Here is a 19,043-nt window from a genome sequence, read left to right as displayed (position 1 = left end):
CAAGAGGAGACCGAGATGCTCGACATCGCCGACGAGTTGAACCGATGGACGGAGGAGGGGCGGGAGTTCGCCGTCGCCACCGTCGTGGCCGTCGCGGGCAGCGCGCCGCGCCGCCCCGGCGCCGCCCTCGCCGTCGACAGTCACGGCGTGGCCATCGGCTCGGTCTCCGGCGGCTGTGTGGAAGCGGCGGTGTACGACCTGTGCACCCGGGCGCTTCAGGACGGCACGACGGTGCTGGAGCAGTTCGGCTACAGCGCCGAGGACGCCTTCGCGGTGGGACTGACCTGCGGCGGAATGATCGAGGTCCTGGTCACGCCGGTGCGGGCGGACGCACCGGACAGAAAGGTGTTCGCGGCGGCGCTGTCGGCCGCCGCCCGCGGAGAGCCGGCGGCGGTCGCCCGCGTGGCCCGGGGCCCGGCCGGACTCCTCGGCAGAGCGCTGCTCGTACGCTCCGACGGCTCGTACGAAGGAGGCCTCGACGGGCATCCGGAGCTGGACCGCGCCGCGGTGGCGGAGACCCGCGCCATGCTGGAGGCGGGGCGCACCGGCGCGTTCGCCGTCTCGGAGAGCGGATCGCGCTGCGCGGCCGACCTGACGCTGTTCGTCGAATCGAGCGTGCCGCCACCCCGCATGATCGTCTTCGGGGCCATCGACTTCGCCGCGGCGCTGGTGCGTACGGGCAAGTTCCTCGGCTACCACGTGACCGTGTGCGACGCCCGCCCCGTCTTCGCCACCCGGGCCCGCTTCCCGGAGGCCGACGACCTCGTGGTCGACTGGCCGCACCGCTACCTCCGGCGCACCGGGACCGACGGCCGCACGGTCCTGTGCGTGCTCACCCACGACGCCAAATTCGACATCCCCTTGCTGCAGGAGGCCCTGCGGCTGCCGGTCGCCTTCGTCGGCGCGATGGGCTCGCGCCGCACCCACGAGGACCGCAACCGCAGACTCCGCGAGGCCGGTGTCAACGCCTCCGAACTGGCGCGCCTCCACTCCCCGATAGGTCTCGACCTCGGCGCACGCACCCCCGAGGAGACGGCCCTGTCCATCGCCGCCGAGATCGTCGCAGCACGCCACGGCGGCACGGGCGCCCCGCTGACCGGTTCACGGACACCGATACACCGGGATACGGAGGTGGGCGGAGACGGGGCGGTCGGAACGCGTGGGGGAGGCGAGACGGTCGGGGTGTCTGGGAGAGGTGGGGCGGTCGGGGCTCGGGTGGTGGCGTGACCTCGCAGCCGAACCGTCCCCTGTCCCCTGACCCATGTCCCCTGACCCCCTGAGCGCTGGTCATGGTGAGACCGCAGTGACCGGTAGCGACACCACAGGAAACGGGGACTTCGCGCATGGATCACGTCCGAGACCGAGGAGTACACGGTCCGATGCCTGCTGCGTGAGCAACGTCCGGACCTTGTGGGGCTGAGCCTGCGCCGGGTGGCCGTCGGCTGGGACAGCCAACTCTGGTGCCTCGACGAAGAGGCGGCTGTGAGTCTGTTCCGCACGCCCGCCCGCACGCCTGCCCCGCCCGCCCCCGCGCCCCGTCTCTTCTTCGCCATGCGTAGCGATGGCTGCCGGTCCAGGCTCGGCGTCTCCGCTGCCGGCACCATCGACGGCGGCCTCCGGGCAGGGCGACCGGCGGAAAGGAACGTGACGCCGCCTTCACGCCGTACCGCGGCGGCACCCTGCTGCACTGTCCTGGGACGGAAGGCGGATGCGCTCCCGCGGTTCGTTGTCTCTTCGCCGACGGCTGTCCGACCGGGGCGATCATTCATCCGGACGGCGGCTACAGGCTGCGCTGGTCGGCGGTTCGTCCGGCTCGGGGTGCGGGGCGGGGGAGAGGTTCGTGAGGTGCGGGCCGAGTAGGAGACGGCGGCCCCGGTTCTTGTTGTGGTGAGTTGCGGGCGGGGGTTCTGTGACGACCGTCACGCGGGATCTTCGGGTGCGGTGTAGACCGGATGCGGTGCGCCGGGCGTATGCCGGGTGAGACCGAAAAGATCCGGGGAGTGGCTGTTGACCGTCGAGGAGTTCGAGGATTTCTATGCGCAGACGGTGGCACGGCTGACCGGGCAGCTGTATGTGATGCTCGGCGATCAGCACGAGGCGCAGGACGTGGTGCAGGAGGCATTCGTCAGGGGCTGGAACCGTCGGCGTCAGCTCGACCGGAGCGGTCAGCCCGAGGCGTGGATCCGTACGGTCGCGTGGCGCCTGGCGGTGAGCCGGTGGCGGGTGCGGCGGCGCGCCGCGGATGCGTGGCAGCGGAGCGGTGCCCCGCCGCATGTCGAGGGCCCGGGGCCCGAGTCGGTGGCACTGGTCGACGCCCTGCGGCAACTGCCGGCCAAGCAGCGGCGGACCATGACGCTGCACTACGTGTGCGACCTGACCGTTGAGCAGATCGCCGCGGAGACCGGGCTGTCCGCCAGCACCGTCAAGACGCACCTGGTCCGGGGTCGGACCGCACTCTCCCTTCGTCTGCAGGACCCGCGTATCGAGGAGGCTCCCGGTGCCTGAACCCCATGATCCGCTGCGGTCGTTGTTCCAGGAAGCGGCCTCCACCGGACAGTCCCGTGCGCGCACCGCGCCGGTCTCGCTCATCGCCCGTCGCGCGGAGCGGCTGCGCCGTCGCCGGATCGCCGCGCTCGCCGTCGGCGCCTGCCTGGTCTTCGCCGGCACCGGTGCCGCAGCGGCCGTACTGCTGCCCGGTGACGCGGGCACCAGTGTCCCGGCCGTGACCCCCTCTCCGTCCAAGCCGTCGCTCACACCGACACCCGTACCGACGGCACCCCGTAGCACCACGCCGGGGACCGGGGCCCCCGTGCCCGGCCGGAGCTCATTGGAGGGGCCCACCACCTCGCCGCCCCGAACCGGCCAGGGCGCCCCGGGGCCGTCCGCCACCTCCACGCACAGCACGTCGCCGCCGTCTACGGAGCCACCGGGCTGATCCCCCACCACACACGCACGACACGCAGACATATACGCACGGCAGGTCCCTCGGGCCGCAGGGCCGCAGGGCCACCGTGCCCCCGGCACGGCACGCCCCGGTCCGTCCGCCGAGCTCCTGAGCCCCCGCTCCCCGCGCCCCCACGCTGCCCCCACCCCCTGACCGGCCGTCCCACCCGCCCGGCGATCACGGTCGTCGGGCGGTCCCCGCCGCCGGGGCGGTCCCGCACATCCGCATCCGAGCAGGAGATCCCCATATGCCCGTGTTGTCGCCACGTCCGCGGCGGAAGCACCCGTCCCTCGCCGCCGCTCCTGATGCCGGGCCCCAGCGGCGTGCGGCGGTCGACGCCGCGGCGCCGGCCGATGTGGTCGGTGGGTCTCGCGCGCCCCGCCCATGGCAGGAGGCCCTCCGGCGGCGTCTCCTTCCCGGGCACGCCGATCGTGAGGTGCTGTGGCTGTATCTGCTGACCCGGTTGGGGATCTGGACCACCGCCTACTGCACCCGGTGGCTGTTCCCCGGCGACCGGACGACGCATCACGCCGCCGCCTTCCTCGCGCCGTGGCAGCAGTGGGACTGGGGCCACTTCCTGCACATAGCCCGTGACGGCTACTTCCCCGGTGAGGACGGACCGTGGCGGAACGGCTGGGACAACAGAGAGGCGTTCTTCCCCGGCTTCCCCCTTCTCCTGCGGGTCGTCCACACCGTCGTCCCGCACTGGGCCACCGCAGGGCTGCTGATCTCCTTCGTCTCCGGTGCCGTCGCGGTCCTGGCCCTTGCGCGGGTCGCCCGGCTGCATCTGCCCCACGGGAGGGCCGGTCAGCGCGCGGTCCTCTTCCTACTGGTCTCGCCGTGCGCGATATTCCTGGCGGCGGGGTACACCGAAGCGCTCTTCCTCGCGCTCGCCCTGCCGGCCTGGCTCGCCGCCCAGCGGCAGCACTGGCCCGCCGCGGCAGGCCTGGCCGCTCTGGCCACCACCGTCCGCGTCAGCGGCCTGTTCCTCGTCGCCGCCCTCGCCGTCCACTTCGCTCTCACCGCCCGCACCCGCCGGCAGTGGCGGGCCCTGCCGTGGCTGGCGCTGCCCGCACTGCCACCCGTCCTCTACAGCGGGTACCTCCGGCTCCACACCGGCGACTGGATGGCCTGGAAGCATGCCGAAGAACGCGGCTGGTACCGGGACTTCCACGCCCCCTGGGAAGCCTGGCAGCACACCTGGCACGCCGCCTTCGCCGAGTCGCTGCCCACCGGGTATGCCCTGATGTCCCAGGCCGAACTCCTCGCCATGACGGTCGGCCTTCTGCTGGTCGGGGTGCTGGCCCGGCGGCGCCGCTGGCCGGAGGCCGTGTACGTCGGCCTCAGCCTGTGGGCGCTGGGCACGTCGTACTGGTACACCTCCATCCCCCGCGCCACACTTCTGTGGTGGCCCCTGTGGGTCCTGCTGGCCGCATGGAGTCTGCGGACTCCGCGCGTGAAAACCGTGTACCTCTGCCTCGCGGGGCCGCTGATGACCGTCTTCGCCCTCACCTTCCTGTCGGGGCGATGGGCCGGGTGACGCAGCGGACCGCGTGAGGGGCTGTGCCGGGGGAAGGCGGCGCGCCGGGGAGGACGGGGTGTCCCGGTCGGGGGCGAGACGCCGTGGTGAGGACGGGATGCGCCGTACGGCGTCTCCTACGGGCGACGGCCGATAGCCCCCGCCCCGGACCGGGCAGGGATCCGGCCATGACCGTCCTCGTCGGAACCTCCGGCTGGCAGTACAAGGACTGGCGCGGTGTCCTCTACCCGGCGGACCAGCCGCAGCGGCTGTGGCTGGAGGAGTACGCGCGGCAGTTCGCCACCGTCGAGAGCAACGCCGCCTTCTACCGGCTGCCCGAGGAGAAGACCTTCGCCGACTGGCGGGACCGCACCCCCGACCGGTTCGTGATGGCCGTCAAGGCCAGCCGCTATCTGACGCACATCAAGCGGCTGCGCGATCCGCAGGAGCCGGTCGGACGCCTGATGTCGCACGCCGCCGCCCTGGGCCCCCGGCTCGGGCCCGTCCTGCTCCAACTCCCTCCCACACTGCACGCGGACGCCGGGCTGCTGGACGCCTGCCTCGGCTGCTTCCCCGCCGGCACCCGTGTGGCGGTCGAACCCCGCCACGACTCCTGGTGGACCGCGGAGATCCGTGCCGTCCTGGAGCGGCGGGGCGCCGCGCTGTGCTGGGCGGACCGCGGCTCCCGGCCCGTGACGCCCCTCTGGCGGACCGCCGACTGGGGGTATCTGCGCTTCCACGGGGGCCGTGCACAACCCGAGCCCCGCTACGGCAGACAGGCGCTCACCACCTGGGTGCGACGGATCGCCGACGCCTGGCCGGACCGGGCCGACGTCTACGCGTACTTCAACAACGATGTGGGCGCGGCAGCCGTCCTCGACGCCGCCAGCTTCGCCCGCGTCGCATCGGCCGCCGGACGCTCCGTGAGCCGTACGCCGTCCGGGCGTGGCGCCGCCCGCTGACCGCGGGGGCGGGATATATCTGCGCACGTACCGCCGGACGAGCGAACGAGGTGAGGCACCGATGATCCGCAGACGGGTGGTGGTCTCCGGAGACGTGCAGGGTGTGTTCTTCCGCGACACCTGCCGGCGCACGGCCGAGAAGCACGGAGTGGCCGGCTGGGTGCGGAATCTGCCGGACGGGGCGGTGGAGGCCGTGTTCGAGGGGGAGCCCGAGCGCGTACAGCAGCTGGTGGACTGGGCAGGCGAGGGGCCGCCGATGGCGACCGTCAACACCGTGTCCGTGCATGAGGAGGAGCCGGAGGGGACGAGGGGCTTCGAGATCCGGCCGTCGCCCGGCGGGTTCTGACGCGCCGATGATTCCCGACCCCGGCCCCAGTCCCCGGTTCTCAGTCCTCAGCCCCCGGAACCCTCACGCCCCAGAAAGACAGCGACTCCTCGTCAGCTCATGAGCAGCGCCGCGTCCCAAGTGTGGCGTTCGGCGAGTGCGGCTCCCCGGCGGGCGTCGGCGTAGTCGGCCAGTACGAGGGCGACTCCGGTGGCGCCGTCCAGCAGGCCGGGATGGTGGACACGGTCGGGGACGGTCGACGGAGGCGGAGCCGGTGAGGGAGCCGGAGACAGTGAGAGGGACGGGGACCGTGACGGCGGCCGCACGGGGGGCAGAACCTGGGCGTAGCCGAACGGAGTCCGCCCGTCGAATGCTGCGACGAGTTCCCGGGCGAGGTCGTCGGCGGCCTCCCACAGCCCTGCACGTCCGGTGACACCGGCCATCCGGACGAGGGTGTGGAGGATGCCCGCACGGCCGTGGCAGAGGCCCGGGTCGTCGGACGCCGGCCCGTCGTGGATGCGGTGCGCGAGGCCGGTGATCGCCTCCTCGGCCAGGGCCGTCATCCGGTGGTCGTCGAGTGCCTGCCCGGCCAGGTGGAGGGTCCAGGCGATGCCGGAGGTCCCGTAGCACCAGCCGGGTCTGCTGGGTGCTCCCGTTTGCCGGGAGGGCCGCCGGGACTCTCCGGGGAGGCCCGGGAAGGCGACCCGGCCGGGCCACTGCATGCCCCGGTCGTCGGTGTACCCGACGCTCCTCACCCAGTCGGCCATCCGCCGGATGGCGTCGCGCAGGCCCGGCACCCGGTGGCCGGAGCGGTGGGCCAGGGACAGCAGGGCGAGCGGGCCGCAGATGCCGTGGGCGGCGCCGACGTTGAAGTCGCCTCGCGGGAACTCCTGACGGTCGCGGGGGACGAGGTAGCGGTCGGGTGCGCACCACCATCCGGGCACCGGGGTCCCGTTGGCTTCCGCGGGGCGGACGGGGTGGCTGATGCCGACGAGAAAGCGCAGCACGTCGCCGAGGGCCTCCGCGCACGGCTCGTCGCCATGATCGGCCGCCAGCAGGAGGCCGCGCCCCTCTCCCGCCAGGCCCGCGATCACGTCGTAGTCGCCGTACGCCAGCCCGGGGCCGTGCTCCCGCTGCCGTGCGACGAGGTGGGCGACACGCGCCCGGACATAGGCGGCGTGCACCTCGGCGGAGCGGGCCAGCAGCCGGGTGTATCCGCCGTGTGCGTTGGCGTGCAGCCGCGCGGGCAGCAGCAGGTCGCCGACGGCGGCCGGTCCGGCGTCGGTGGCCGCCGCCACGGCTGCCGCGAGATGGGCGTGCGCGAGGGCGGCGTACCGGGCATCGCCCTGGGCGCATCTGGTGTGCAGCAGCGCGATACCGGGGTGTCCGATCAGCAGCGAGGCGGGCTGCCAGCCGGAGTGCGGCAGTTCGCCGGGCAGCGAGGCGAAGGCGTCGCGGGCGGCGTCCGCCACCCGCTCCGGTGTGTTCAGCAGGTCGGCGACGCGGTGGGCGAGGTCCGACGCGGTGTCGCACAGGGCATCGGGTGCGGTCACGGACATCTGTTGTTCCTCTTCCGGCCGAGCCACAGCGCGAGCGCCTCACGGGCCGTCACCTGTGCGGTCAGTTCCTGCTCGGGAGCGGGGCCGAGCAGCCGGTTGCAGTGCATATGGGCCAGGCTCCGGGCGATCCGTCCCGTCCGGTCCGGGTCCGTTCCGCCGGCGGAGAGCGCCGCGTGCAGAGCGGCCAGTGCCGGACCGCGGGTGCTCCAGCCCACTCCCCAGCCGTCCGCGGCGCCGGGTGGCAGGGGCCTGCCGTGGGCGTCCAGCAGCGCGGCGACGTCCTGTTTCCGGGCCCGCGGCACGTCTCCGCGGCGCTCCATCACCGATGGGCTGCTGAGCCAGCCGAGTGCCTGGTCCGGGGAGCCGAGGTGGGTGAGGACGTCGAGGATGCCCAGCGCGGCCGGCATCGTCGGATCGCCCAACTGGTCGGGTGCCATGGCCAGCAGCGTGACGACGGATTCGCTGTCGGCGTGGAAGAGACGCTCGGCGTGGCCGAGTGCGGCCGGTCCGCCGTACCGCTCGATCTCGGGTTCGTAGGTGTCGAGGACCATCTTGGCGAGCAGCCCCGCCTCCGTGCGCTCCTGCGCCCAGGAGTGGAGTGCGGGCAGCAGCACCGGCCACAGGGACTCCGGCTTGCCGTGGAAGCGCAGCCGGATGTGGGGCGCCGGGTCCTCGTACCGCAGGAAGAACCACAGGTCTGCGCCCGCTCTGCGGAGCAGTCCGGGGTCGGTCAGCGGCGCGAGGTGGCGGGCCAGCACCTCCGCCTGGCGGGCGCGCGGTACGTAGAGCTTCGCGTAGAGCCATTCGCCGCCGGGCAGTTGGGCGCGGGCTCCACGACCGCTGTCGGTGCCGTGCGTCAGAGGCGGGACGGGCGTCGCCGTGGGGAGGGGATGCCGGCTGTCGGGTGAGGCGCTCCGGCCGGTGGTGGGCCGGGCGAAGACGGGGAAGAAGAACTCTGCGGCATGGGGGCCTTCCGGGCCCCGGAACCACTGCCTTCCGTCCCGGCCCCCGTACTGCTCCACCACCGTCAGGCCGGGCGCCCGCCGTACCTCGTCGCGGAAGGCCATGCGGTGCAGGGGATCGTCGAGGTCGGCCGCGACGCGGTGGTCCGCCTTGGTGAGCAGCACCTGCCGTGGGACGTCCCAGCGCTGCCGCCACTGCCCGACCTGCTGGTCCCACTCCTCGTCCCCGCGGTCGGCGGCGGCGCGCAGCGCCCGGTCGGGCAGCCAGCGTGCCGGGCAGAGCACGGTGCGGCCGTGCCGCACCCGGGGCAATGCGGGGGACGAGGCCCAGCTGCCCCAGTTCCACGGTGCGCAGAAGGCCTGCCCCTCCTGCCCGAGCTCCAGCAGGAACCGGGCCACGTAGGGGAGATGGCCGCTGCTCGGGTTGAGCATCGAGTACGACAGCGGCCGCACCCTTCGGCCGGTCGAGGTGTCGACGAGCCGGAGGCCGTCCGGGTCCGCGAACACCGCGAGATGTGCCGGCCGCAGATCGTGGGGGCTGGGTGCCGCGGCGGGGCCGACACCGAGCGGGATGCGGTGGGACAGCCACTGCGGGACGGCGGACACATTGCCGGAACGCGCCACCCTGGGCCGGTAGGCGACACACGCCGGGATCTCGGTGTGGGGTGCGGTCCGCTCGGTGTGCCGGGCCAGCTCCCGGATCTGCCCGGCCGACGGGCCGAGCACCGGCGCGAACCGGCTGAACACCGCCCCGGCCAGCGGCGACACCGCATGAGGACCGAGCACCAGACGGAAGTCCCCGACGCACAGGGCGTCCCAGTCGGGCGCCACCAGCTCGGCTCCCACCTCCATGCTCGACGGGGCCGGTCCGCACCGCGCCGGTTCCAGGGCGCGTACGGACTCCTCGTCGAGCACCACTTCGCGGTCGCCGCTGCGGACGGCGGCCATCAGCAGCTCGCCGAGGTGGCGGTCGCGCGCGGCGGTCTCGGGGGAGGGCGGGACGGGCGGTGGCGCACCGTGCTGCCGGTGGTCGCGGGGCAGCCCCAGCCCCCGGGCCTCGTCGAGCAGATCGAGGACCGGTACCGGCCTGTCGGTGCCGTACCGCTCCAGGAAGGCCAGGTGGTAGTCGCGCAGGCCCGGATTGCCGCGGTGTACGGGGGAGGTCCGCCACAGCACGGTCGCGGCGCGTTCCGCTTCCCGGGCCACCTCCTCCGGCAGCGTCAGCCGTACCTCCAGCGCCAGATCCGTCTGGAGGACGTCCGCGGCCGGGCGCACCGCCCGCATCCGCTCGCGGACCGCGGTCAGCCGGGCTCGCCGGGAGTCCGGGGGCGCGGCGTCCAGAGACCTCAACTCGGCTCTGATTCCGTGCAGTTCGAGGGCCGTAGGGTGGTCGACTCCGTGCAGCCGGTCGCCTATGTGGTCGAGCGGGGCGGTGCAGTCGGGCGGCGGTGTCAGATCGCTGAGCAGGAAGTGACCGCGCACGAGCTGCGCGATGCTGTTCTCGACCGCGCCCTCGGGTGCTCGGGGGAACTGCCGCTTGCCCTCCCGCACCAGCTCGGGAAACGGCGTGGGCCGGGCCGCGGCCGCCAGCAGGTGGCGGACCACCCGGGTGTGGCGCACCGAGCCGGTCAGTTGCCGTGTTCCGGTGGGGTCATGGCGGTCGACCAGCACCAGCCGGCCGTCTCGTACGGTGTGCAGGTTGTTGGCGGTCAGCCGCGAGCGCTCCAGTACGGCCGGGACGTCGAGCAGGGTCTCGATGACGCCGTCCAGCCAGTCCGCGTCCGGCCGGGTCACGCTGCGCCCGCCACCGACCGGCTCGCGCGCGGGCGCGGGCCCAAACCCGGCGACGCCGACCCCGGCGAACAACCCGAACGGGGTGGGACGGTGCGACATCCGTGAGTGGTACTTCGTCAGTGACACCGCGATACGACGCAGCGACTTGGGTCTGAGCCGTTCTCCCGCGACGACGCGGTCCACCTCCGCCGCGAGGCCCGCGCTGGCCAGGTCCACCGCTTCCATGAGCCGTGCGTCGGCGGCGAGCCGGGTCACCTCGCGGCGCAGCCGGTCCTCTTCGTGCGGGTCCCCGCCGGACGGCCGCGGCTCGCGGGCCGGTGCGTCGTCCGCGGGCAGCGGGAGGGCCGCGGCCCGTACCAAGGCCACCTTCCCGCACTCGAAATCGACGTCGTTCCGGCCGCCCACGATTCTCCCGCCCCGTTGCCCGCCACCGCTTCGCCCGATGAGGGTGCGGGGCGGCGGGACGAAGTCCTCGGCGCCGCCCCGCACCCCTGTCTCAGCTGCAGCTCCAGGACGTGACCGGACAGACCTGCGTCATGAGCTTCGACTCCTGCGCACTCATGGCGACCGTGGCCGAATCGGTGATTTCTATGTCGAGGTCGAGGTCGAATTCGTCCATGCTGGTGATGATGTTCTCCATGGTCCCCTCCAAAGAAAGATGTTTTAATCCCGGAGTATTTCCGGTTGCTGCAAAGGGATTTCGCAACCGCCGAAGCGTTTCACCGTAGTGCGGAGAGCGTGTCAAGGGCGTGCAGGCGTACGCCACTTGGTGCGAACTCCGGAATCGAGGAATCCGCTTCCAGTCGACTTCTTTTGCCGACGGCCCGATTTCACCGCCGAATTGTCACCGTTGTCCGGAGCGTCGGCGAGTGGGCGAAGGGTGTTCTCCCGGGCGGTGAGCTGGCAAGAGTGGCCGGACTGTCACCTCGGGCAAAAGAACTTGCCGGTACTCCGGGAAAGTGCGAGGGCGCTGCGTGCATCGCGGAGAAAAGGGGCGGTGCGAAATGCCGTGAGGTGCCGGGTCGGGCCGTCGACTGCGCCTCTCGCCGGCCGCTTGGCCATTCGGCCCTGCCGCCCTCATATTCGGCTTCGCGTGAATGCCGAATCATCGGGGCGTGAAACGTACTTGCTGGCGTGATTCCCCTTACTGCCGGCGGGGAGGCCGAGTTCAGAGGAAGTCGATTTCGGAGGTGAGCCGCACTCCGGTACGGCGCAGGACCTCCTGGAGCACGATGTCGATCGCCCGGGTGAAACCCGCGGCGCTCGCCCCCTCTTCGGCGACCAGGGTGTAGTGCAGGGAGGAAATCCGTACGCCCCTGACGATCGGCCGGCGCAGTGCGAAACCTGCCTCCCGGATGAGCCAGCTCGCACTGACCCGGATCGAGCCGTCGGGAAAACGGTTCACCGGAGCCTGGAGCGCCCGCAGGCGTTCGGCCTGGGCGGGGGAGATCTCGGGGCTGAGGAACACACTGCCCACCGAGCGGTCGTCGGCGCCGCTGCACCCCAGGACCATGCCCTTGCTCTTGCGGACGGCGAGCACCGCCCGTGCCGCCTCGTCCAGCGGCACCCTGCTCCCGACCGGAACACCGAGCTCGGCGGCGACCGTCCGGTAGGTGACCGGCGCGCTCAGCTCGGACCGGCGCAGCGCGAACACCAGGCTCAGCAGGGTCCACCGGCGGGAGTGCTTGAAGACGCTGGTGCGGTGGCCCAGGCCGCAGGCCGCCGCGTCCAGGGCGACCATGCGGCCCGACGCCCAGTCCCATGCCGTCACCTCCACCAGGGTGTCGGCGGTCTCCTGACCGTAGGCGCCGACGTTCTGGACGGGGAGGGCGCCGGTGGTCCCGGGGATGCCCACCAGCATCTCCATACCGGTGAGGCCCTCGGCGATGGTGGTGTCGACGAGATCGGCGAGCGGATGCCCGGCCTGGACCTCGACCAGCACCCGTCCGTCGGCGGCGGTCCCGGCCACGCGGACGCCCTTGGTGCTCATCCGCAGTACGGCGCTGTCGCATCCGGCGTCGCCGACCAGCACGTTGCTGCCCTCGCCCAGGCAGACGGGCGCGCCGGGGAAGGTGCCGGCCAGTGCCACGAACTCGGGGAAGTCCGTGGGGTCGTACAGCTCGATGAGGGCCGCCGCCGGTCCGCCGATGCCCAGCGTCGTCAGCGGGGCGAGCGGTGCCTCGTGAGTGACTCGCATGTCTTCCTGTTTCTCCTGGATGCCGTTCCGGTCCGGGGCCCGCCAAGGGGTGCGCGGCGGTGAGGGCGCGGGCACCTGCCTAGCAGGCGGACCGTGCCCCCTCCACCAGCAGGTCGTCGGCCCGTTGCACGATCTCGCGGGCCGCCGCACCGTCATAACGCTGGAACCGCTGCCGCAGGGCCATGAGGCGGGTGTGGGCGCGCTGCGAGGTGACGTTCTCGGCCAGGGTCAGGGCCTGTGCGGCGGCCTGTGCGGCGCCGTCGACCTCGCGGTGCGCCAGGCGCGCCTCGGCCAGCGAGGTACTGTGCAGCAGCAGGTTGCGCGGCTGGCTGCCCTGGAGCATGTCGATCCCCTGCGCGAGATGCCACTCCGCGCGCTGCGGGCGCCCCAACTCCAGCCAGGCCCGCCCGGCATCGGCCACCATGACCGCGGGGGTGAGCCAGTAGGCCCAGGGCGCCTCGGACGAGGGCCGGCCGGCCCCACTCAGCTCGGCGGCCTCGTCCAGCGCCCGCCGGCAGCCCGCTTCGTCGCCGAGACTCGCCCGGGCCCTGGCCTCGCGGGTGGCCAGCAGTGCCTGGCCGATGCCCATCTCCTCCTGCGCCGCTCCCTTGCGGGCGATACGGATCAGGCGCAGGGCCTCCTCCGTCCGTCCGGCCCAGACGGCCCGGTAGCTCATGCAGGAGATGATGTACGCGGCGAGCGGCCGGTCGCCGGCGGCACGGGCGGCGCCCAGCGCGGCCACGAAGCGGGAACTGCTCAGCTCCTCCATGCCCTGGTCGGCGGTCAGCCAGGCGCTGAGCTGGCCGAGTTCGGCGATGATCCGGTGCAGCCGCAGCCCGGTCGGGGCGTCGTAGGAGTAGCCGGCCGCCAGCTTCTTCGCCCACTTCAGGTCCTGGAGCGCCCAGTCCAGGACGAGCCCGCCGCTGCAGCTGTCATCCAGCTGACGCAGCTGCTGGATCCTGGCGGCCAGCATCTCGACCGCGACGCCGGGGACCTCCTCGCCACGGGTCCGGGAGGGCGGCGGCGCGTCGTCGGTCACCAGCCAGTCCACCGAGGCGGTGACCGGATCCAGGCCGGCCGGCCGGGAGACGGTCGTCATGGGGTGCCGTGGGGCGGGGATACGCCGGCAGGACGCCGTAGGGAAGTGCTCGGGCCACAGCGCCGCGACCGCGATGGGCTCGCCGAGGTGGTCGGAGAGGATCGTGGCGACGATGTGCGGCAGCCGGCGTCGGGGGCAGGCGCCCTTCAGCCAGTTGTAGGGCGCCTTGCTGCTGATGGTGCCGCTGCCGCACCTTCTGTTGATCTCCCGGGCCAGCCGCTCCGGCGGCCAGGATAATCGCGCCAGGCACGACGCTAAGACGGACGTATCGTTCATGGGCGGGGAACCTCGACCGCAGCGGCGCGTGATGCCGATGGGGTGGTGTCCGGGGCGGGATCGGTCGGCTCCGGCGACCGTGGGGGGTGTTCCGGCGCGGTGCCGGAACAGAGCTGGCTCGGGCCGACGGTGTGCATAGCTTCTTTCCACGCCCCCTGCCGAGAACTGCCTGACCATCCTAGGAATGCCCGTGCGCCCGGTGGTGAATCTGTGACGACGGACACAGCAACTGCCCTTTCTTTGCAGGTGCGTTGCTCCTGCAAGAGGCGGCAGGGCCGCGGACGGCCTCACACCCGGTCCAGCTGCCGGGCGGGGCCGGAGTCCGCCACCGCGGCCGGGCGCAGCGCCCCCCAGTAGAGCGCGACCCCGAGGGCCAGAACGGCGACGGCGAACAGGAACGGCGCCTCGAACGATCCGGTCACCTGCGCCAGTTGACCGGTGAGCAGCACCCCGCCGGCCGTGGCCGCCGTATTGAGGAAGTTCATCAGGCCGCTGACCGCCCCCACGGTCCCCGGCGGGGCCAGCAGCCCCGGGAGGCCCCAGGCGACGGGCGCGGCGAGGGCCAGCCCCGCCAGCGAGAGGGACATCCAGACGACGGCGACGGTGGGCGACCCGGCACCCCCCGCGGCGCCGATGGTCGCGCCGAGCGCCAGCCCGCACGTCAGCACCGTTCGGCGCACCGTCCACGGAGCGCGGCCCCGGCGCACCAGCCGGTCCACCAGCCAGCCCCCGACGAGGAGTTCGGCCACCGTCGCCACCGCCCACGGAATCATCGAGTAGAGGCCGGACTGCAGCAGCCGCACGTGGAACTCGCGCTGGAGGAACTCCGGCATCCAGGTCAGCACGATGTTGATGGTGTAGCCGTAGCAGGCGAAACCGCAGGACAGGAGCCAGATCCTGCCGGAACGCAGTGCCGAGCGGAACTGCCGCGCCCCGCCCCGGTCGACGTCCCGTGCCCCGCCGTCGAGGATGAACGCGCGCTCCGCCGGACCCAGCGAGCGGTACGCGGAAGGGTCGCGGTAGCCCCACCACCACACGGCGGTGAACAGCGCGCTCACGACGGCGGTGAACAGGAATCCGGCCCGCCACCCCCACTCGCTCATCACGAACGCCAGGACCGGGAAGGCCACCATGTTGGCCAGCTTGGTGGCTCCGTCGAACATCGCGGTGGCCGTCCCGCGCTCGCTGAGCGGGAACCACGCCGCGGTCGCCTTGGAGGCGCCGACCATCGAGGGCCCCTCGGCGACCCCGAGCAGCAGCCGGGCCGCGATGAGGGGCCCCACCCCGCCGGCCACCGCGGTCAGCAGCCCGGCCACCGCCCATAACGCGGAGGCGATCCGGGTGAGCCGCGAGACGCCCAGGAGGTCCACCAGCAGGCCGGCGGGCAACTGGACCAGGCAGTACGACCAGGTGAAGGCCGAGAGGACCACACCGAGTTGCTGGAGGTCCAGCCCGAAGTCGTCGGCGATCGAGGAGCTCGCCACCGATATCGCGGTGCGGTCGAGGAAGTTGACGAGGATGCCTCCGGCGAGGAGTCCGCCCATCGCCCAACGGGTGCGTCCACGGGGTTCCACGCGGGTGAACCAGCCTTTCGTGCTGCGGCCGTCACGGAAGCGCGGAACGGCCCTGGGATGCCCTGGCAGATGTTCCGCCGGGCCTCCCGGACACGAGCCCGGTGGCGCACCGGCCGGACCGGCCGGGGTGATCGGCGGAACGCTGTCCATGGTGATCACAACTGAGCCGGACCGGTACCGCACCGATGCGCCGAACAATGGCCGGAATGCGAGAAGGCACGGTATCCGGAAGCCCCGGGAAGGGCCGGGGCGCGCTCCGAGCGGCGGCATCGGCACGGCCGCTCCCGCACGCAGGCGGCACCGGCCGGTCGTGCGGGAGCGTGCCGGCACCGCCGGCGGGCGGGCGTGGCGCGGGCGTTACGAGACGACGTCCCGCAGCGGCTGGCCCTCCAGATGGCCGAGGACGTTCTGCACGGCGGCCAGGGCGATCCGGACCAGCGTCTCGCGGGTGACTCCCGCGACGTGCGGGGAGAGCACCACGTTCGGGGCCTTGAGCAGCCGCAGGGCCGCCGTGGGCGGTTCGGGGTCGAAGACGTCGATACCGGCGCCGGCGAGGGTACCGGCCGCCAAGGCGTCCGCGAGGGCGTCCTGGTCGATGAGGGCGCCGCGGGCCGTGTTGATCACAAAGGCGGTGGGCTTGAGGAGGGCCAGGCGCTCCGCGTCGAGGAGATTGCGGGTCCGGTCGGTGAGCGGGGCGTGCAGGGTGATGTAGTCGGAGGTGCGCAGCAGTTCGTCGAGGCCCAGGTGGCGGGCGTTGCCGAGGCGGGCCGCGGTCTCCGGGGCGACCGGCCTCGGCCCGGTGTAGACGATGTCCATGTCGAACGCGACGGCGCGGCGGGCCACTTCCTCGCCGATCTGCCCGAGGCCGATGATGCCCAGGGTCTTGCCGGACAGCTCGGTGATGGACTGCTGGAGGCGCGGCAGCGCCCAGTCGCCCTCGACGAGCGCCGTATGGGCCGGGACCAGCTGCTTGGCCAGGGCCAGCATCAGGGCGAAGGTCTGCTCGGCGACGTTCTGCTTCTCCGCTCCGCTGGACCCGATGTTGCAGACCGGGATGCCCCTTTCGCGGGCCGCGTCCAGGTCCACGTAGTCGAAGCCGTGGCTGGCGCACTGGACGACCTCCAGGTCCGGTGCGGCGGCGAGATGCGCGGCCGTGACCGGGCCCAGGCCGGTGATGAGGAGATGGGCCTCGCGCAGCGCCCGGGGGTCCTCATCGGTCGTCTCGACGACGGTGACCCGGGCCTGCCCGGGAAAGAGGCCGCTCAGCGCGGCTCCGGCGGCGCGGCCGCCGACGTGCGGCGAGACCACCGCGAGGACGTTGCGCACGGGGCGGGCTCCGGTGGCGGGGGACGGGTCGGGGGAGGTGGTCATGCGGATTCCTCGATGAGGTCGTCGGCGGTCAGCGTGGCCGGACGGGAGTGCCCGGACAGCGCGAGGGTCAGGTCGAACTCGGCGAGCAGACAGCGGATGACGTGCTCGACGCCCGCCTGGCCGTCGAGGCCGAGCCCATAGGCGTACGGGCGTCCCACCAGCACCGACTTCGCGCCCAGGGCCAGCGCCTTGAAGATGTCGTCGCCGGTGCGGATGCCGCTGTCGAAGAGCACGGTGAGCCGGTCGGCCGCCGCTTTCACCACGCGGGGGAGCGCATCGGCGGCGGCGACGGAGCCCGCCACCTGGCGGCCGCCGTGGTTGGAGACCACCACCCCGTCCATGCCCGCCTCGGCGGCCCGCAGGGCGTCCTGCGGGTGCAGGATGCCCTTGAGGACGATCGGGCCGTCCCAGTTCTCGCGCAGGAACGCCAGGTCCGGCCACGTCTTGGCGGGGTCGGCGAACATCCCCAGGAAGTGCATGACGGCCGCGTTCGGGTCCTCGTGCACCGGCTTGGCGAGCCCCGCACGGAACGCCGGATCGGTGAAGTAGTTGGCGGTGCCCACGCCGTGCAGGAACGGCAGGTACGCCTGGTCGAGATCGCGGGGCCGCCAGGCGAGGAGCGGGGTGTCCAGGGTGACGAACAGCGCGGTGTACCCGGCCGCCTTCGCCCGCTGCAGAAAGCTCCTGGTGACCTCGCGGTCCTTGGCCCAGTAGAGCTGGAACCACCGCTCCCCGTCGCCCATCGCCTCGGCGACCTCTTCCATGGGGGTGCTGGAGGCGGACGACAGGATGTACGGAACGCCCTGGGCCGCGGCGGCCCGTGCGGCTCCGGGCTCGGCGTCCGGATGCATGATCGACAGCACGCCCACGGGCGCCAGCGCGAGCGGCGCGGGCAGCGTCCGCCCGCACACCTCCACCGACAGATCGCGTTCGTGCACCTCGCGCAGCAGCTGCGGGACGATCCGCCGGCGGTGCAGCGCCGTCCGGTTGGCGTCGGCGGTGCTGCCGGTGCCCGCGCTGCCCGCCACGTAACCGACCGGGCCGGGACCCAGGCGCCGCTCGGCGAGCTCCTCCAGCCGCGTCAGATCGGTCGGCAGCCGCGGTACCGCGCCCGTCATACCGTGGAGATAGATCTCGTACTGGAAGTCCGCCCAGTGCTTCGCCATCCGTACGTCCCGCCTCTCGTCGCTGAGACTGCGTGCTCACCCGAGATCCTGGCGACAGTGACAACACCCGTCCACCGCGGTGCGCACAACACGCGGGTGGAATCATCACCCTGTGATGAAGGAACGGGAGCGGGTCAGGCAGCGGCTGATCGCCGACCCGGGGGTGGTCGCGACGATCGTCGCCGCCGTGCGCGAGCAGGTGCCGGCGTATGCCGCCCTCGACGACGGACGGCTGCACGAGGTGCGTGCCATCGCGGCCTGGGCGCTGGACCGGCTGCTCCACCTCTGGGTCACCGACGGTGCGCTCACCCCGGCCGACGTCCGCCGGTTCCGCGGTATCGCGGCGGCGCGGGCCGCGGACGGCCGCCCGATGCAGGCGGTCCTGAGGGCCTACCGGATCGCGGCGACGGTGATGACCGACGAGGTGGCGGCCACGACGCCCCCGCCGGGCGCGGCGGACGCCTTCGCGCTGGCACGGATGGCGCTGACCACCCTCGACACCCTCTCCGAGGAGATGGCCACGGCCTACACCGCCACCAGCGAGGATCTCACCGCGGACCGCGACCGGGCGCTGCGCCTGCTCCTCGACGACCTGATCGCGGGACGGCACGCCTCCGTCGGCGCGCTGACCGACCGCGCCGCCCGGCTGGGCAGGCAACTCCCGGACCCCTACTGCCTGTTGGTGGCCGAGCCCGCCGAAGGTGACGGCACGGGCGTGACACAGGAGGCGGCCGCCGGGCTCCTGGCCGCGTTCGACGGACCGGGCGGCGATCCCACCCTGCCGGCGACGGTCCGGGGCTCGCGCCTGGTCCTGCTGCTGCCCGCCGAGGCCGGCCGGGTCGCGCCCCGGGCCCTGGACGAGCGGGGCCTGCGCGGCTGTGCGATCTCGGGGGAGAGCCTGGACCGGATCGCCGTCGCCTACCGTCTCGCGGCCGATGCCCTGGACGCGGCACCCGCCCACGCCCACCACCCCGGACGGGTTCTGACGGACGGTGACGCCCAGGTGCTGGCGCTCCTCGGCGGACGCCCCGCCACCACTCCCGAACAGATCGGCCGGCTGATCCTCGGCCCCCTCGTCCAGCCCGGCCGCCGCCACCTCATGGAGGCGCTCACCACCTACCTCGACACCGGCTCCGCGAACGCCGCCGCCCGGCGGCTCGGCCTCCACCCGCAGTCGCTGCGCTACCGGCTGCGCCGCATCGGCGACCTCACCACACGGGACCCGCGGGACCCCTGGCAGCGGCTCACGCTCGACATCGCCCGGACGATCGCCCACTGAGGCGCGGGCGGCCCGT

The 19,043-nt window shown here is 73.0% G+C and carries 15 protein-coding genes; 7 read left to right on the top strand and 8 right to left on the bottom strand.

The features are described 5' to 3' along the window. Positions 1 to 15 precede the first annotated feature (15 nt). The 6 genes from Scani_RS13015 to Scani_RS12990 all read left to right on the top strand — a co-directional run bounded on the left by Scani_RS13015 (position 16) and on the right by Scani_RS12990 (position 5,771). On the top strand, positions 16 to 1,227 hold the full coding sequence (locus Scani_RS13015) for an XdhC family protein (protein ID WP_159474146.1): 1,212 nt from the start codon (positions 16 to 18) through the stop codon (positions 1,225 to 1,227). Between the two features lie 780 nt (positions 1,228 to 2,007). After that, positions 2,008 to 2,505 carry a SigE family RNA polymerase sigma factor gene (locus tag Scani_RS13010; RefSeq protein ID WP_159474143.1) on the top strand — a complete coding sequence of 166 codons (498 nt, stop codon included), beginning with the start codon at positions 2,008 to 2,010 and terminating at the stop codon, positions 2,503 to 2,505. Beyond that, positions 2,498 to 2,935, top strand: a complete 438-nt coding sequence (locus Scani_RS13005) for a hypothetical protein (RefSeq protein WP_159474140.1) — start codon at positions 2,498 to 2,500, stop codon at positions 2,933 to 2,935. The genes Scani_RS13010 and Scani_RS13005 overlap by 8 nt, the downstream gene beginning before the upstream one ends. Positions 2,936 to 3,191: 256 nt before the next feature. Beyond that, a complete protein-coding gene (locus tag Scani_RS13000) occupies positions 3,192 to 4,484 on the top strand; it encodes a mannosyltransferase family protein (RefSeq protein WP_159474137.1) in 1,293 nt (430 codons plus the stop codon). A 167-nt stretch (positions 4,485 to 4,651) separates the two neighbouring features. Then, entirely contained in the window at positions 4,652 to 5,425 is a 774-nt protein-coding gene (locus Scani_RS12995) for a DUF72 domain-containing protein (RefSeq protein WP_159474134.1), read from the top strand. A 61-nt stretch (positions 5,426 to 5,486) separates the two neighbouring features. Continuing rightward, entirely contained in the window at positions 5,487 to 5,771 is a 285-nt protein-coding gene (locus Scani_RS12990; RefSeq protein WP_174872670.1) for an acylphosphatase, read from the top strand. A gap of 92 nt (positions 5,772 to 5,863) precedes the next feature. Here Scani_RS12990 and Scani_RS12985 read toward each other — a convergent pair whose 3' ends face one another. The 8 genes from Scani_RS12985 to Scani_RS12950 all read right to left on the bottom strand — a co-directional run bounded on the left by Scani_RS12985 (position 5,864) and on the right by Scani_RS12950 (position 17,748). Continuing rightward, positions 5,864 to 7,309, bottom strand: a complete 1,446-nt coding sequence (locus Scani_RS12985; RefSeq protein WP_159474131.1) for a lanthionine synthetase C family protein — start codon at positions 7,307 to 7,309, stop codon at positions 5,864 to 5,866. Next, positions 7,300 to 10,470, bottom strand: coding sequence for a lantibiotic dehydratase (locus Scani_RS12980; protein ID WP_159474128.1), 3,171 nt, complete (start codon positions 10,468 to 10,470; stop codon positions 7,300 to 7,302). Before Scani_RS12980 ends, Scani_RS12985 begins: the two co-directional genes overlap by 10 nt. 91 nt (positions 10,471 to 10,561) lie before the next feature. After that, entirely contained in the window at positions 10,562 to 10,705 is a 144-nt protein-coding gene (locus tag Scani_RS12975; RefSeq protein ID WP_159474125.1) for a hypothetical protein, read from the bottom strand. 528 nt (positions 10,706 to 11,233) lie between these two features. Beyond that, on the bottom strand, positions 11,234 to 12,418 hold the full coding sequence (locus tag Scani_RS12970) for a UDP-N-acetylmuramate dehydrogenase (RefSeq protein WP_159474122.1): 1,185 nt from the start codon (positions 12,416 to 12,418) through the stop codon (positions 11,234 to 11,236). Continuing rightward, a complete protein-coding gene (locus Scani_RS12965; protein WP_159474119.1) occupies positions 12,342 to 13,637 on the bottom strand; it encodes an NsdA family TPR-like regulatory protein in 1,296 nt (431 codons plus the stop codon). Before Scani_RS12965 ends, Scani_RS12970 begins: the two co-directional genes overlap by 77 nt. 287 nt (positions 13,638 to 13,924) lie before the next feature. Further along, the gene (locus Scani_RS12960) at positions 13,925 to 15,211 is read right to left on the bottom strand and encodes an MFS transporter (protein ID WP_159474116.1); all 1,287 of its coding nucleotides are present in this window, start codon (positions 15,209 to 15,211) and stop codon (positions 13,925 to 13,927) included. Between the two features lie 357 nt (positions 15,212 to 15,568). Further along, a complete protein-coding gene (locus Scani_RS12955) occupies positions 15,569 to 16,582 on the bottom strand; it encodes a 2-hydroxyacid dehydrogenase (protein WP_159474113.1) in 1,014 nt (337 codons plus the stop codon). Next, entirely contained in the window at positions 16,579 to 17,748 is a 1,170-nt protein-coding gene (locus Scani_RS12950; RefSeq protein ID WP_159474110.1) for a lactate 2-monooxygenase, read from the bottom strand. The genes Scani_RS12955 and Scani_RS12950 overlap by 4 nt, the downstream gene beginning before the upstream one ends. A 115-nt stretch (positions 17,749 to 17,863) precedes the next feature. On the opposite strand from Scani_RS12950, the gene Scani_RS12945 reads away from it, so the two are divergent. Beyond that, entirely contained in the window at positions 17,864 to 19,027 is a 1,164-nt protein-coding gene (locus Scani_RS12945) for a PucR family transcriptional regulator (RefSeq protein ID WP_246295886.1), read from the top strand. Positions 19,028 to 19,043: the final 16 nt, after the last annotated feature.

The sequence above is a fragment of the Streptomyces caniferus genome, from assembly GCF_009811555.1.
GTDB lineage: Bacteria > Actinomycetota > Actinomycetes > Streptomycetales > Streptomycetaceae > Streptomyces > Streptomyces caniferus.
The sequence above is the reverse complement of the archived record's forward strand: the minus strand, read 5'-3'. Positions and strand labels throughout refer to the sequence as shown.